This window comes from Aliikangiella marina (assembly GCF_007004765.1).
In the GTDB taxonomy this organism is placed as follows: domain Bacteria; phylum Pseudomonadota; class Gammaproteobacteria; order Enterobacterales; family Kangiellaceae; genus Aliikangiella; species Aliikangiella marina.
Genome location: NZ_VIKR01000002.1, coordinates 313,660 through 329,426, shown reverse-complemented (window position 1 = coordinate 329,426; position 15,767 = coordinate 313,660). Strand labels below are relative to the sequence as shown.

General features: G+C 41.9%; 9 protein-coding genes and 1 tRNA gene. 1 reads left to right on the top strand and 9 read right to left on the bottom strand.

What is annotated here, in order from left to right; all coding sequences use genetic code 11:
- Positions 1 to 19: 19 nt before the first annotated feature.
- From FLL45_RS07730 to FLL45_RS07690, 9 genes are all read right to left on the bottom strand, one after another.
- Complete coding sequence (locus FLL45_RS07730) at positions 20 to 982, bottom strand: endonuclease/exonuclease/phosphatase family protein (protein WP_142941459.1); 963 nt, start codon at positions 980 to 982, stop codon at positions 20 to 22.
- Positions 983 to 1,085: 103 nt separating this feature from the next.
- A complete protein-coding gene (locus FLL45_RS07725; RefSeq protein ID WP_246075801.1) occupies positions 1,086 to 3,188 on the bottom strand; it encodes a S9 family peptidase in 2,103 nt (700 codons plus the stop codon).
- 285 nt (positions 3,189 to 3,473) lie between these two features.
- Positions 3,474 to 4,400, bottom strand: coding sequence for a D-2-hydroxyacid dehydrogenase (locus FLL45_RS07720; RefSeq protein ID WP_142941457.1), 927 nt, complete (start codon positions 4,398 to 4,400; stop codon positions 3,474 to 3,476).
- Positions 4,401 to 4,443: 43 nt separating this feature from the next.
- A complete protein-coding gene (gene truB, locus FLL45_RS07715; protein WP_142941456.1) occupies positions 4,444 to 5,358 on the bottom strand; it encodes a tRNA pseudouridine(55) synthase TruB in 915 nt (304 codons plus the stop codon).
- A gap of 43 nt (positions 5,359 to 5,401) precedes the next feature.
- Positions 5,402 to 5,791: a 30S ribosome-binding factor RbfA gene (gene rbfA, locus FLL45_RS07710; protein WP_142941455.1), complete on the bottom strand. Its 390-nt coding sequence runs from the start codon at positions 5,789 to 5,791 to the stop codon at positions 5,402 to 5,404.
- A gap of 118 nt (positions 5,792 to 5,909) precedes the next feature.
- Positions 5,910 to 8,561 (bottom strand): translation initiation factor IF-2, encoded by a 2,652-nt coding sequence (infB, locus tag FLL45_RS07705; RefSeq protein WP_142941454.1) that lies wholly within the window; start codon positions 8,559 to 8,561, stop codon positions 5,910 to 5,912.
- Positions 8,562 to 8,585: 24 nt separating this feature from the next.
- Positions 8,586 to 10,079: a transcription termination factor NusA gene (gene nusA, locus FLL45_RS07700; protein ID WP_142941453.1), complete on the bottom strand. Its 1,494-nt coding sequence runs from the start codon at positions 10,077 to 10,079 to the stop codon at positions 8,586 to 8,588.
- 102 nt (positions 10,080 to 10,181) lie between these two features.
- A complete protein-coding gene (rimP, locus tag FLL45_RS07695) occupies positions 10,182 to 10,637 on the bottom strand; it encodes a ribosome maturation factor RimP (protein WP_142941452.1) in 456 nt (151 codons plus the stop codon).
- Positions 10,638 to 10,964: 327 nt separating this feature from the next.
- Positions 10,965 to 11,041, bottom strand: a tRNA-Met gene (locus FLL45_RS07690).
- Between the two features lie 212 nt (positions 11,042 to 11,253).
- Here FLL45_RS07690 and FLL45_RS07685 point away from each other — a divergent pair.
- Positions 11,254 to 15,756, top strand: a complete 4,503-nt coding sequence (locus tag FLL45_RS07685; RefSeq protein WP_185964369.1) for an EAL domain-containing protein — start codon at positions 11,254 to 11,256, stop codon at positions 15,754 to 15,756.
- Positions 15,757 to 15,767: the final 11 nt, after the last annotated feature.

Sequence of the window (15,767 nt, the reverse complement as noted above, 5' to 3'; positions counted from 1 at the left end):
CCAAAATCAAACGGTTTATTTAAATACTGAATTCCGACCACAAGGGTCTGTGGTCGGAAATATGAAATTTAATGGCTTGACGAAAGTAATGGTTTTCTTCTTTACTCAAACGGTTATCCCAAGCTTTACCGAAAAAAGGTGCTCGATCAAAATCAAAAACACCAGAATTACCAGTAAAGTAATTTTTCATTCTCCCAGCATGAAACGCCACTTGATCATAATGCATGTCGCCCTTCAAATTGCTCCCCATGAGTTGTGTCGAATACTTGGGTAATATTAATCCTTTTGAAGCAAGCGCCTTGTAAACATTACCCTTTTCTTCCATACTCGGCAAATTAAAATCGCCGAGTAACAACACATTATTAGAGTATGACTCGGGTGTTTTTTTTCTTCGATCTGCCCAACGCGCTAAAGCATAAGCCTCAAGCGCTCTTCGATCTTCATCAAAATATGAGTGACTACCAAAATATAAATGAACTGAGACAGCAATAAATTCAAGTCGGCCGGCTTTGAAGGCTACAGCATATGGATTCCGATCAAAACCCTTGAATGAGCCAGAGGCTCCTCTCATTCGAATATATCGATGGTCACTTGGCGGTACTGCAACTTCCGCAGCTAACTCTAATCGTTGTATTTTTTTTGAGTCGTATAAAAAACCCGTTCGCTCTTCGTTTCCACCAATATCTGAGAGAATAACTTTGTAATTGGGTAAATAACGCAATAAAGTCCGCAAGTCGGTTAAATCATCAGCGACTTCTTGTATCGCTATCAAATCAAACCAACCGATTACTTCAGCTATTAATTGAATATCTTTGCGTAAGCGTTGTTGAACACCAAAATTGGTCAGATTCCAAGTCGCAGCAAGCATTTTTCGCGACGATTTATTGGGGATTTGGCGATGAAGTTTACTGGCTTGCAGAGCTCGTCTCTCGACTGCAAGACTGTATTTAAAAGGCGGTGTCTCTTGTCCGTGAGGTACCATGGCTTTGTCCTGACATTTCTTTCTATCTTAGCAGAATCGAAAAAGTCAGGACAAAGCGTTAGCCGATAAATATTAAAAATAATCTCAAGTAATGATGATAAATTTATTCATTAATTCCTGCTAAACTTGAGAAAAAAGCATATTCCAAAGCTCGCTCTTTATTTCTTCTAAACCGACCCGAGCTTCCACCATGCCCGGCATCCATATTAGTTTTAAAAATCAATCGATTAGAATCTGTCTTATAATCACGTAATTTAGCAACCCATTTCGCAGGCTCAAAGTATTGCACTTGCGAATCATGCAAACCCGTTGTGACTAAAATGTTTGGATAATCTTGTTTCTTAACCTGATCATAGGGAGAGTAAGACAACATGTAATCGTAAGAGTCTTTATTTTTCGGATTACCCCATTCGTTAAATTCATTAGTTGTAAGTGGAATTGACTCATCTAACATGGTGGTTACAACATCAACAAATGGAACATGAGCTCCTACCCCTAAATATAACTCCGGCGCCTGGTTAATTACTGCGCCGATGAGTAATCCTCCCGCACTTCCGCCACTCGCAAATATTCGCTTTGGATCACCATATTTTTGTTCAACTAGCGTTTTAGTCACATCGATAAAATCGTTGAAAGTATTTTTCTTATTAAACATTTTACCGTCTTCATACCAGTGCCGACCAAGCTCTTGGCCACCACGAACATGTGCTCGAACAAACACAAAACCACGATCTAATAGAGAAAGCATTGACGACGAGAAATACGGTTCGGTACTCGAACCATAGGAACCATAAGCATATTGATAGAGAGGATTCGTTCCGTCTTTTTTAAACTTGTCTTTGCGATATACGATAGACACAGGAATATCAACGCCATCTCGTGACCGAGCGCTAATGCGCTCACTCTGATAGTTACTTGGATGAAAGCCGCCGAGAACTTCATCTTGCTTGAGTAATTCTCTGGTTTGCTTATCAAGGTCGTAGTCATAATAAGTCGATGGCGTGGTCATTGAGCTATAAAACAAACGAACTTTATTGGTCTCAAGATTAACATTGCCGGTGAACATTGCGACAAAAACAGGATCATCGAATTCAAGCAAGTTGGAATCTAAAGTGCTCAAACTCACTCTCCTGATTTGAGCTTTGCCCTGTTCTTTTTCAGCCAGGACGAGGTAATCTTTTAACACCTCATAATCTTGAATGAATACATCGGGATTGTGCGCGATGACTTCTTGCCATTTATTTCGATTCTGACTATCTTCAATTTTGGTTTTCATAATGCGGAAATTTTTCGCATTCCAATTGGTTCGTACGTAGAACCAATCACCGTTTTTTTGAAAGGAATATTCATGCCCATCTTCAATCGGATAGAAAGGGATGAGTTCACTTTCAGGTTTATTGGCATCAATGTAGGACGCTCCTTTTTTCTGCGTATGACTATGATAAACATAGATCAAAGCATCATCTTTAGTCTTGCCAATTCCGGTATAAAAAGTATTGTCTTTCTCTTCGTATACAAGGACATCTTCCGATTGCGGCGTACCAATCTTATGTCGATAAACTTGATATCCAAGTAATGTCTGCAAGTCTTTCTTGATATAAAATACGGTTTGATTGTCATTTGCCCATACAATTTGCCCAGAGGTATTTTCTAACTTATCGTCGAGCATTTTATCTGTGGTCAAGTCACGAAATTCAATAGTGTACAAGCGACGACTGATTGTATCAGTCGAATAGGCAAGAATATTGTTGTTGGTACTAATGCTATATCGGCCAATCGCAAAATATTCTTTACCTTCCGCCATCTTGTTGCCGTCAAGAAGTATTTCTTCTTGGCCATTTTCTGCATTCTTTCTTATATAGACCGGATATTCCATGTCGCCATTAAACTGACGATAATAAAAATAACCTCGCTGGAAAACAGGGACTGTTGAGTCATCTTTTTTTAACCGAGAATTAATTTCCTCAAAAATTTTATCTTGTAAGTCTTTCGAATCGCTCAACATATGATCAGCATAACGATTCTCTAAATTTAGATGTTCAATGACTTTCGGATCACTTCGAGAATCATCTCTCATCCAATAATAATCGTCGATGCGAACCTCTTCGTGCGTTTTAATTTCATAGGGAATTTTATCCGCTACCGGTGGCAATACAGTCTTATCACTTTTAGTCACTGAATCTTGCACTGACGTTTTGCTTGTCATATTAGAATTCTCTTGGCTACACCCTATAACAATTAAGGTAGATATTATTAATAGTCCAAATCTCATTCTGCTATCCTATTTTTCTTTAAACCCTTAAATAACAAGAGTGAATTAGATCGTTGGCTCTAATTGACTCAGGAATTTTCATGGTTTTGTTATTATTTACTATTATCGAAACGCAATGCGTCAACCAATCTAATCGAGTATACCGAATCAATTTATTTTTAACAGTAGTTGCTAGCTACAATATTGCCAAAAACGCGTATAACTTCTCGTTGTCACGTTTCATCGGAAACTAGATATATTATTTGCTATTCCCTGAATGAGCTTGTGTTGAGCTTGCAGGCTTCCCCATGCAATATGGTGGGTCAGCGTCAATTTTTCAGCAGGGAGGTCGAGTAGTGGATGATTTTCTTGTGGTGGCTCTTGCTCTAGAACATCAATGATCGCATGCGCTAATTCACCATTCGTTAACGCGTGAGCCAGCGCATCAGAATCAATAATTGGACCTCGCGCTGTATTAATCAACAAACAAGAAGGTTTCATTATTTTGAATGTTTCTGCACTAAATAGCTTATGGCTTTCGGGTGTCAAAGGGCAATGTAAAGAGATGATATCTGAGTTTGCGATCACCGCTTCAAAAGCAGCTCTCCCTGAGCGAATACTCGGAACATTGTTGCGTTCCGCGACCGTGACTTGTATGTCAAAAGCTTTGGCTATCTTCGCAACATGCTTACCGATATTGCCATAGCCAATTATGCCCAGTTTTTGTCCTGCTAACTCGTTTACGGGAGCGTGAAACTGACAAAAATGGTGTGACTCATTCCATGGATATTTCTGGTTTTCTCGATGGTAAAGATTGACTTGATTATAATAGTCGAGCAAATAAGCAAATACGTGCTGCGCAACAGAGCTAGTGGAATAATCGACAACATTTGCGACTTGAACACCAGCTTTTTTGGCAGCGAGATGATCAATATTATTAGTACCAGTAGCGGCAACGCAAATCAGCTTGAGTTTAGGAAGCTGACTGATTACAGCTTCGTCAATGATTACTTTATTAGTGATAATGATGTCAAAATCTTGAGCACGTTTAACTGTCTCTGTCGAACAAGTTGAGGGATAAGTTTGCAATACCGAAATAAGCGAACTAATGGGTGTCAGAGAAACTGAGGAATCGATAGTCGCTCTGTCTAAAAAAACCGCTTTCATTGATCCCTTTTACTCCCGAAACTAGATAATAAGCAGTACTCGCTTACTCGGAATAAACAACTAAACGTTTGGGCGCGAGCATTTCCTCGCTATCTACCTCAGCGATGCCTAAAAACCGATCATCCTCATCATAAACTCTGAGTAATTCGCCTTGCTCAAGATTCGGGTAATTAATCGCTTGTCCTTGACTAAAATAATGAGCGCTGTCTTGATCGATGACTGCTTCTTCTAGCTCCATAACAGGGCTGTCCATCGGCAACAAATAATCATCTAAACTTAAACCTTGCTCACGATCAGCACGTAGCTGATCGAGCGAGATGACATCATCAACCGGGTAGTCGGCAACAAAGGTTCGATGAAGCAAAGTTACGTGTGCACCGCATCCTAATAACTGTCCAAGGTCGTCAATGATCGTTCTGATATAGGTGCCTTTGCTGCATTCGATCTCCAACTCAACTTCATCATCTTCAAAACGAATTAACTCAAGCTGGTAAATACTAATATCTCGAGCTTCTCGCTCGATTTCAATACCTTGTCGTGCATAAGTATAGAGCGGTTTACCCTGATACTTGAGTGCCGAAAACATCGAAGGAACTTGTTTAATATCACCGCGGAAAGTTTCAAGCGCGGATAATAACTGCTTTTTTGAAACATTAACCGGTTTAGTTTCAACGACCTCGCCAGTCGAATCACTCGAATCGGTTCTCACACCAAGTTTACCTATTACTCGATAGCCTTTGTCCGAATCTAAAAGAAACTGTGAAAATTTAGTGGCTTCGCCAAGACAAATAGGAAGCATACCCGTTGCAAGCGGATCAAGCGCACCTGTATGTCCTGCCTTTGCAGCAAAAAATAGATGTTTGACTTCTTGGAGCGCTTTATTAGAAGTCATATCTTTCGGTTTATCTAAGAGTAAAACGCCGCTTATATTGCGGCCTTTTTTGCGTCTTCTTCCCATGCTAGTAACTCTGGGCTATCGGTTTAATTGAGAAAGAAAAAAGTTATGAGTCTTCATCAGACTCATTATCACTATCTTTATTTCGCGCTTTTTGTATAAGTGCTGACAACTCGCTGCCGTGCGCGATTGATTTATCATACTCAAACTTAAGCTGCGGAATGACTCTCATTTTCATACGTTTACCGATCAAACTACGGATAAAACCAGACGCTTGATTCAAAACATCAAGCGCTTGCTTTAAGTTTTTTTCAGTTTCTTCAATACCTAAAAATGTCACGTAAGCAGTGGCATAGTAAAGATCTCGGGAAATATCGACGCCAGAAACAGTAACCATTCCTAAGCGCGGATCTTTGACTTCCATCTGAATGATCTGGGCGACTTCTCGCTGCAGTTGCTCAGCGACTCTGTCTGTTCTATTAAATTCTCTTGCCATTGAATTCCTGACAACTTTAAGGTTAATTTAAAACCACAAAGACAGGCTCATAAGCCTGTCTTTGTGTATTTGGTATTACATGACGCTAAATTACTGTATTTGCACATTTGCTCTTTTATTAGAGAGTTCTTGCAACTTCAATAATTTCAAAGACCTCAATTTGGTCGCCGACCTTAACATCATTGTAGTTCTTAACACCGATACCACACTCCATTCCATTTCGAACTTCATTAGCATCATCTTTGAAACGTCTTAGTGACTCTAGTTCACCTTCATAAATTACAACGTTATCTCTTAGAACACGGATTGGGTTATTTCTTTTAACAATACCCTCAACAACCATACAGCCAGCAATTGCACCCAATTTAGGTGAACGGAATACGTCGCGAACTTCAGCAAGACCAATAATTTCTTGCTTCTTCTCCGGTGAAAGCATACCTGACATTGCGGCCCTAACTTCATCAATCAAGTCATAAATAACGCTGTAGTAACGTAAGTCTACGCCTTCTTTGTCAACCGCTTTTCGAGCGCTCGCATCTGCACGCACATTGAATCCGATTACAATCGCGTTTGATGCAGAAGCCAAGGTAACGTCAGTTTCTGTAATCGCTCCAACCGCAGCCGATAACACGTTGACTTGAACTTCATCAGTCGCCAAATCCATCAAAGAGGATTGGATTGCTTCCGCCGAACCTTGAACGTCAGCTTTAACAACAACATTGATTGCCAGTTTTTCATCACTACCCATGTTGGCAAACATATTTTCAAGCTTGGCTTTTTGTTGTTTAGCCATTTGCTGTTCTTTGTATTTTCCTTGACGGAAGTTTGCAACTTCACGAGCCTTGCGCTCGTCAGCCACAACAGAAATTTCATCGCCCGCCTCTGGCACACCGGAAAGCCCAAGTACTTCCACCGGTATAGAAGGCCCAGCACTTTTCACTGGCTGACCATTTTCGTCATTGAGTGCACGCACGCGGCCATAATGGAAACCAGCGAGCAGGATATCACCAACTTTCAACTCACCTGCTTGGACTAAAACTGAGGCGACTGTACCGCGGCCTTTATCAAGACGAGCTTCGATTACAATCCCTTTTGCCGGACCATCAGCAATCGCTTTTAATTCCTGAAGTTCCGCGATCAATGAGATATTCTCAAGCAATCCCTCGACACCTTCGCCGGTTTTTGCAGAAACATGGACAAACGGAATATCGCCCCCCCAATCTTCGGGGATCACATCATGCTGTGACAATTCGTTTTTAACTCGATCAGGATCCGCTTCTTCTTTGTCGATCTTGTTCACTGCGACTATCATTTGCACCCCAGCAGCTTTAGAGTGCTTAATCGCTTCGATAGTCTGTGGCATCACGCCGTCATCTGCAGCGACAACCAAAACGACAATATCAGTTGCGTTTGCACCGCGCGCTCGCATTTGGGTAAATGCAGCATGTCCAGGTGTATCAAGAAATGAGATCATCCCTCTCGGCGTATCTACATGATAAGCACCGATGTGTTGAGTTATGCCGCCCGCTTCGCCATCAGCAACTTGCGAATGACGGATATAATCAAGTAGCGAGGTTTTACCATGGTCAACATGTCCCATTATGGTTACAACCGGCGCTCTAGAGACTTCATCGCCAGTCGATTCACTGGCTTCAAGTAGTTCAATTTCGGCAGCATTTTCCTGCAGAAGTACGACTTCATATCCCATCTCTTCAGTCACTAACTGAGCGGTTTCTTGATCAATCGTTTGATTGATGGTTGCCATGGTGCCAAGCCCCATCATCGTTTTGATGACTTCAGTGGCTTTGACTGACATGCGTTGCGCTAAATCGCCGACCGTAATCGACTCTGGAATAGATACGGGTTGTTTGGCAACGGCGGTTGTCGGTTTTTTAAAGCCATGTTTCATTGATTTGGGTGCTACCATGGGTTTTCTTTCATCTGCGAGTTTTTTATCGTCAGCAAATTGACGATGAACTGGGCGTCTGAAATCAGCTAGCATATCTGCACCAGCAACATCAGACTCACCACGAGTTTTCTTTTTCTTACGACGTTTTTTACGACGGTCTTTGGTATCAGCCATGGGATCGACAGGGGCTGTGTCTGGTGCCACACCTCTGCCAGCAAATTTCTTGGCCTTTGACGCATCTTCCGATTTCGCTTTTTCGGCGGCTTCTTGACGAGCTTTTTCTTGCTCAGCGGCGGCTTTTTCAGCAGCCGCTTTAGCTTCTTCAGCCGCTTTAGTTTGCGCGATGCGCATTGTTTCGGCTTCAGCTTGAGACTTAGCTTCCGCTTCAGCTTGCCGTCGCATTGCGTCCATAGCTTCCTTTTCAGCCAAAGCTTTGGCTTCTTCTGCGGAAAGCTCTGGTGCTTTTTCGACTTCAGGCTCAACGACCGGCTCAGTCTTAGCAACCTCTTCTACTTGGGGCTCTTCTGGCGCAAGCTTCGCTTCGTCAACCTCAGCTCGCTTCACATAAGTTCGCTTTTTGCGAACTTCAACATTAACTGTCTTTGACTTACCGCCACTTCCAGACATTTTTAGCGAACTTTTTGTGGTCCGCTTCAAAGTGATCTTTTTAGGCGCATCACTCGCTTGAGTCGACTCACCATGACTTTGCTTCAAATGAGCCAATAATTTTTTCTTTTGTTCTTCCGAAACGACATCGTCAGCGCCAGACAGCTCTACGCCTGCACTCTTCATCTGCTCTAGTAGCGTTTCTACTGGAGTCCCGACGACTTTTGCTAATTTTTCAACTGTCACTTGCGACATAACTTCCCCCTAGTTGCAAGACGATTATTCAGCAAACCAAGGTGCACGGGCGGTCATAATTAATTCCGCAGCACGGGTTTCGTCTAATTCTTCAATATCGGTCAAATCATCAACAGATTGCTCTGCTAAATCTTCCATGGTCACAATGCCTTTGCTTGCTAATACAAATGCAAGGTGACGATCCATTCCATCCATGTTCAACAAATCTTCTGCAGGTTCGCTACCCTCTAATTTTTCTTCAGAGGCGATGGCTTTAGTCAGTAACGCATCTTTTGCACGAGCTTTAAGTGCTTCGATGAGATCTTCATCAAAGCCTTCTATTTCGAGCATTTCAGACTGAGGAACATAAGCGACCTCTTCAACCGTGGTAAATCCTTCTTGAACCAATACCTCAGCCAAATCGTCGTCGACATCAAGCTCTTTAATAAATAAGTCGATTAAGCCTTTATTTTCTTCTTGGCTTTTGCTTTCCGCCTCTTCAACGGTCATTACATTGAGCGTCCAGCCTGTCAATTGACTGGCTAATCGGACATTTTGACCGCTACGACCAATGGCTTGCGCCAACTGATCTTCTGCAACAGCGATATCCATCGTTTGCTTGTCTTCTTCGACAATAATCGAGGCAACTTCTGCAGGAGCCATTGCATTAATAACAAACTGAGCAGGATTATCATCAAACAAAACAATATCAATTCGCTCGCCAGCAAGCTCACCTGATACGGCTTGCACTCTGGAACCTCGCATACCAACACAAGCACCGACTGGGTCGATCCGCTTGTCGTTCGTTTTAACCGCTATTTTAGCACGGGAGCCAGGATCACGGGCAGCCCCTTTTAATTCAATGACTTCTTCGGCTATTTCTGGTACTTCAATACGGAAAAGCTCAACCAACATCTCAGGTTTCGCTCGGCTCACGAACAATTGTGGACCGCGAACTTCTGGATTGATTGCATACAACAGTCCACGTACTCGATCGCCAGCTCTTACCGCTTCGCGAGGCATCATTTCTTCTTTTGGTATGATTGCTTCGGCGTTATTACCAAGGTCAAGAATGATTGAGTCTCGATTGGTTTTCTTAACCACACCGGTGACAAGCTCGCCAACTCTCGACTCAAAAGCTTCCAATACTTTAGCACGCTCAGCTTCTCTTACCTTTTGTACGATAACTTGTTTCGCCGTTTGCGCCGCTATACGGCCGAATGCTATCGATTCGATTTGTTCCTCGATATATTCACCTGCTTGAATTTCTGGCTCATCGATTTGAGCCGCCTCAAGCGTGATCTCTGCCAAAGGATTTTCTAGTACGCCTTCTTCCGGCTCAACCACGAGCCAACGCCGAAACGTGTCGTAGTCGCCTGTATCACGGTCGATAGCGACACGTACTTCGATATCGGAACCATGCTTTTTCTTAGTTGCAGTAGCAATCGCGACTTCTATTGCTTGAAATATAATATCGCGATCGACATCTTTCTCATTAGATACCGCATCAACAACTAGTAAAATCTCTTTATTGTTCATAACTCTATCAGCCTCAATAACAAACCGAATATTAACTGTTTCTATAAACTATATACATTGTATTAAATTTCAGTGTCGATAACTCACTTGCGCACAAATTTTTTAATCAAACACTGGTACTAAATTGGCCTTGTCGACATCTTGAAAATCAATATCAAAAGTCTCGTTGTCTACTTCTACCACCAAGGTCTCATCTGTCGCAGATACAAGCTTACCTTTAAACTTTCTGCGGCCATCAACTCCGACATGGCAGCGAATTTGCACTTCTTGACCGACATAATCGCTAAAATGCGCCATCGTAAATAAAGGTCTATCCATGCCCGGTGACGACACTTCCAACGTATACTGGCTAGAAATCGGATCTTCAACTTCTAAAATACCGCTCACTTGATGACTTACGCTCGCGCAATCATCAACATTAATTCCATTTTCATGATCGATATAAATACGCAGAATCGTGTGTTTCCCTTGGCCGATATATTCGACGCCGAGAAACTCATAACCTAGGGCTTCTGCCGCCGGTCTAAGCATATCGCTTAACTGATCTACTTTTGCCATCGCAATTACCTGTCTACTGACCTGCTTTATCTAAAGCTCAGTACAAGTCGCACCGAAGCGTTAATATAAAACAGCCGCCTGTTTGAGTTTAAAGCGCAACCTAAAAAACACTCAAAAATCGCGGACACAAAAAATGGGCTCATAAGGCCCATTCCTAACTACTTCTGGGGACCACCTTTTGGTTACAAGTCGCATTTTGCAGCTTGCCCACTTAGGACGGCACCTTATCTATACATCAACTGTCATGTTTACATGAGAGTCTGACGCGAAATTCTTTGAGACCAACTAAAAAGCCCCATATAGGGGCTTCTTATAATCTAAGAAATTTGGTAGCGGGGGCCGGATTTGAACCAACGACCTTCGGGTTATGAGCCCGACGAGCTACCAGACTGCTCCACCCCGCATCAACGTGGACGGAATTCTAACGAAAGCCCGATACAATAACAAGTAATATTATCAAGAGAATGACATTATTTCATTAGATCGACATTTGGTTGATGTTAATCTGACCAATCGAGGGAATTTTAACCCCAAATCGGGTATTCTTGTTGCAAAAATTGTGGCTAAAAATCAAACGATAAGTTCCACCTAGCGCTCTGATATGGGATATAAAGCGTTGAAACTAATAAAATATTTAAACTTCTGCTTACTATTAAATTATTTATTCGCCAATCCACTCTTGGCAGATGACCATTCGTCTAGTCTATTAAAGCAGGTCGGCGTACGACAGTTTTCGACAGAACAAGGCTTGTCGCAAAATACGGTTAATCGATTCTTTCAGGACCGAGATGGATTCGTATGGATTGGAACCGAGGCTGGTCTGAATCGTCTCACTGGTACCGACATTGATATATACAACGGTCCGGACAATGAAATAACCGGTGAAGCGATTAGCACCATAAAAGAAGATTCGTTCGGCGCGCTTTGGGTGGCTACATTCGAAAACCTCTACAGAATCAATCCAGAACGCACTGCAGCCGACGCTTATATATTGCCGCAATTATCCGGTAAAAACGCAGAAGATAATTTTGTAATTGACGTTTTTGAGGAATCTCCAGGGCAGTTTTGGGTCGTAACCCGAGATGCAATCTTAGGGCTCACTACCGATACCAATGATGTTCAAGCATTTCCTTCTAGCCAAAGATTATGGCAAGACAAAGCTTTTATTACGTCGGCTGAAAATGACGATGGTTATTTTTGGTTATCAACAACTCAAGGTGTTTACCGGTTTAATAAACAATCCAAAGCAATCGACAAGATTAATTTGTTATACCCATTTAACGAAAAAATCATCACTCAAACCGTTAAAACATCAGCTAACACACTTTTCATTGCTTCTTTGCAAGGCGCTCTGCATATCAACTTAGCTAACTCAAATAATCCGACAAGTCTGGTGAGTCGAGAAAATATCAATACCGCACAGCTATTTAACCAACAAGTCATCTTTGCTTCTGGCGATAAGACTTTTGTCTTCGATACCGAAACCAAAGAAACGAAACATTTATTCTCGCTATCGGAGGTTTTACCCAAGTACTCAAGCTATTCGATTGAAAAACTATTTATTGATGCAAACAATAAAGTCTGGCTTGGTACAGAAAGCCAAGGGGCTTTTATTTGGGATCCCGCTAGCTTAAAGTTTCAAACAATTTCACGCCTCACTGCAAATTCGAATTTAAAGTTAAGTAATCCCATTATCTGGAGTTTTACTGAGACTGAAACTGGAGATTTTTGGTTAGGTAGCGATGACGGTCTCAATTTTCTTGATGTGAAGAACGCGACGTTGACGCAGTTTTTATCTAGCGAGCAAGAAATATTAAAGGGCGAGTCCACCAGAATGCTCTACATGTTGAAAAAAGAAAATAACCTCTGGCTGGCAACAGGAAACGGGCTTATCAAGTTTGATACACAAACATTCGAGCACAAGCTATTCCGCCCTGACCGATTAAAAGCCAGTCAAGAGTTCCTCATCTATGCGATTACGGAATCACCCGACGGCAACCTTTGGCTTGCATCAGAGCAAGGCGCAATCGCTTTTAATCCAACAACTGAACGCTTTAAATTTCCCAGAACCTTATATGCCAATGATAACCCTGAACCAGTTACCTTCATCCGCTATACGGGCCAGTCGCTGTGGATAGGCTATGCAAACCGACTCGACAAATTTGACCCCAAGAGTAATCAAAAGTCGACGGTGTTTCGATTCAGCCATTTAAAAAAGCGTTATGACCTATCACTAACGGATATTTTTATCGACGGTAACAAACTTTGGGTCTCATTCAATGCTGCAGGCATTTATATACTTGATTTAACCAAAAGCAATGACCAAGAGATAAAGCATTTACAACAAAAAACGGGCTTCCCCGACAACATCATTCACGCATTGCAACCTGACAATGAACATATCTGGGCAAGCTCCCACGCAGGATTAATCAAAATCAACCGAGAGGATTTTAGCTTTAGAGTCTTTGACTATTATAATGGCTTGCCAACCAACGAGTTCAATGAAGGCGCTGCTGGACGATTGAGCAATGGTCAACTAATTTTCGGTGGTACCAATGGGGTCCTTATTTTCGATCCCAAAGCGCTGGATACTGAAAGTAACGACGCCCCGATTAAGGTTACCCAGATAGCAAGCAAATCAGAACAATATCAGATCAATGCGTTTGACTGGCTACAAAGAAGTGTACTGTTCAGTGAAAAAGACAAAGTCATTAACTTCAAAATTTCAATGCTTGATTACATTTCTCCCCATAAATGGCAATATGAATATTGGTTGACTGGCGACACAGAAACTGAGGTTTCTCTTGCTTCCGGGAATCAAATATCAATCGTCAACCTGCCCGCTGGTGACTATCAACTTAATATTCAGGCAGCGAATGGAAGCGATAAAAGTTTAAGTACTGTTACAATTCCATTTGAGATCAGTCCTTTTCGAGATTTCTGGTTTTATCTAAAACTGTTTGCTGGATTCATTATTATTGCAGGCAGTCTTGCATTATTGATCAACCGCCAAAAACAATACGAGAAAGTTTTAGATGACAATACGTCACTGGAATCTAGTAAGAAAAAATTAGAGCTAGCCTTGTTTAGTCACGTCCAAGGGACCTGGGAATGGTCTCGATTTGGTCCCAAAATTACCGACTCGCGGTTGAAAATACAATTACCACAACGAGATCCACAGACTTATGACTTTAATGAGTATGGCCAACTGATCCACGAGGAAGATCAAAACAAAAACAAAGTGGCTTGGTACAAATTTTATAATGGCGAGCAAGAAGAAATTGTCGTTACTTATCGTGTATTTATTCTTGATGAGTGGATATGGTGCCGAGTTCAAGGCAAGCTAATAAAACGCGATCGTGAAGGTAAGCCCGTAAAAGCGATCGGGACGTGGACTGATGTCACTGAAGAAAGACAGCAATCCATTAAAAGCAGTATTTGTGAACAAGCGGTACAAGCAACTCGAGATATCGTTGTCATTGCCGACAATCAGTTCAATATTGCATTCATCAATAACGCTTATGAGCTCCTCACCGGTTACAGTGGAGAAAAACTCATCGGCCGCAATATTCTTGATATCATTTATTCAAGGTTTGAAAAAGAAACCGCTCAAAAACTGGAAAAACAATTACGAGAAAAAAGAGCCTGGCAAGGCGAAACCTCTCTACCGACCAAATCGGGGGCTAGTTTTGTTGTCGATATCCGAATTGATCCGTTCAGCCCGACTAAGCCTGAATCCGAATATGTCATATTGATGACTGATACGAGCACTCTCAGTCATCGGACCGAGGCTCAAGAGAGCGCTATTTACTTTGATAGTATCACTGGATTACCAAACCGCGTTCTTGCTTTGGATAGACTGTCTCATGCAATTGCGCACGCGCGTTTAAACAAGACGAATGTTGCTTTGATAAAACTCGATATCGATAAGTTCGACTTTTATCAACATACGCTTGGCAAAAGCCAAGCGAGAGAAATACTCGTTGGCGCGAGCCAAAGGATAACGGAAGTTTTAAACAAGGATGATACTTTTGCTCGAATCGAACAGGACAAGTTTTTTATTATTTTGGAAAACGAAGACAAAGTAGAAAATATCTCGTTTAAAATAGAAGACATCTTAAATCAGTTGTCCAAATCCCAGCTCGTTGGGCACTCAACGGTTAATGTCACTGCCTGTGTCGGCGTTGCCTGCTTCCCGCTTGATGCAAGTAACAGTAGCGACCTGATTACTCATGCAGACGAAGCTTTAGGGCAAGCACAGACGGTTGGAGAGAACCAAATCAGTTTTTATCATCGCGAAATGAATAAGCGAGCTTCAGACAGATTAGCGATGAAATCCTCATTGAAGCAAGCAATTCAAAACAATCAGTTCTATCTGGTTTTTCAACCTAAGTTCGAATTAGCATCCGAAAAATTTCATGGTTTTGAGGTATTCGTTCGCTGGCGAACGCCTGATGGCAATATTATTTATCCCTCGCAATTCTTAAAAATCGCGGAAGAAACAGGATTAATAGAATCACTTACCGAGTGGCTCATTAATCAGGCCTTCAGAACATTAAACCGCTGGAAGGAAGATGGCTTTCACACCATCTTTTCGATCAATTTACACCCTAAGTATTGTCAGAGAATTGGCTCACCTGATTATCTGCTTGAAAAAATTAAGGCTTATGGCCTATCGACCATGAATCTGCAAGTCGAAATTAATGAAAAGCACTTTGCTACCGAGCTAAGTAGTAATATCGAGTTCGTTAATCAGCTCAAACAAAATGGATTTACGGTAACACTCGACGATTTCGGTGCGGGCAATACTCCCCTAAACTACTTGAAAGTGATTAACGTCGACTCAATTAAGCTTGAACGTAACTTTATTCGCTCTATAGGTCAGGACGCCAATAATGATGCATTACTCAAGTCCATTATCGATATGGCTAATGCCCTAGATAGAATTCCTGCCGCTAAAAGTATCGAGTACCAGGAACAACTCGATTTTCTCATTGAAGCAGGTTGTCAGGTCGGTCAAGGTTATTACTTTTCAGACCCTTTGACAGAGTCAGGCGCAAGACGCTTTATGCTGCATCGACCGCAGAAGAACGAAGATAACGAACATCCAACAGATTAAACCAAAGACAA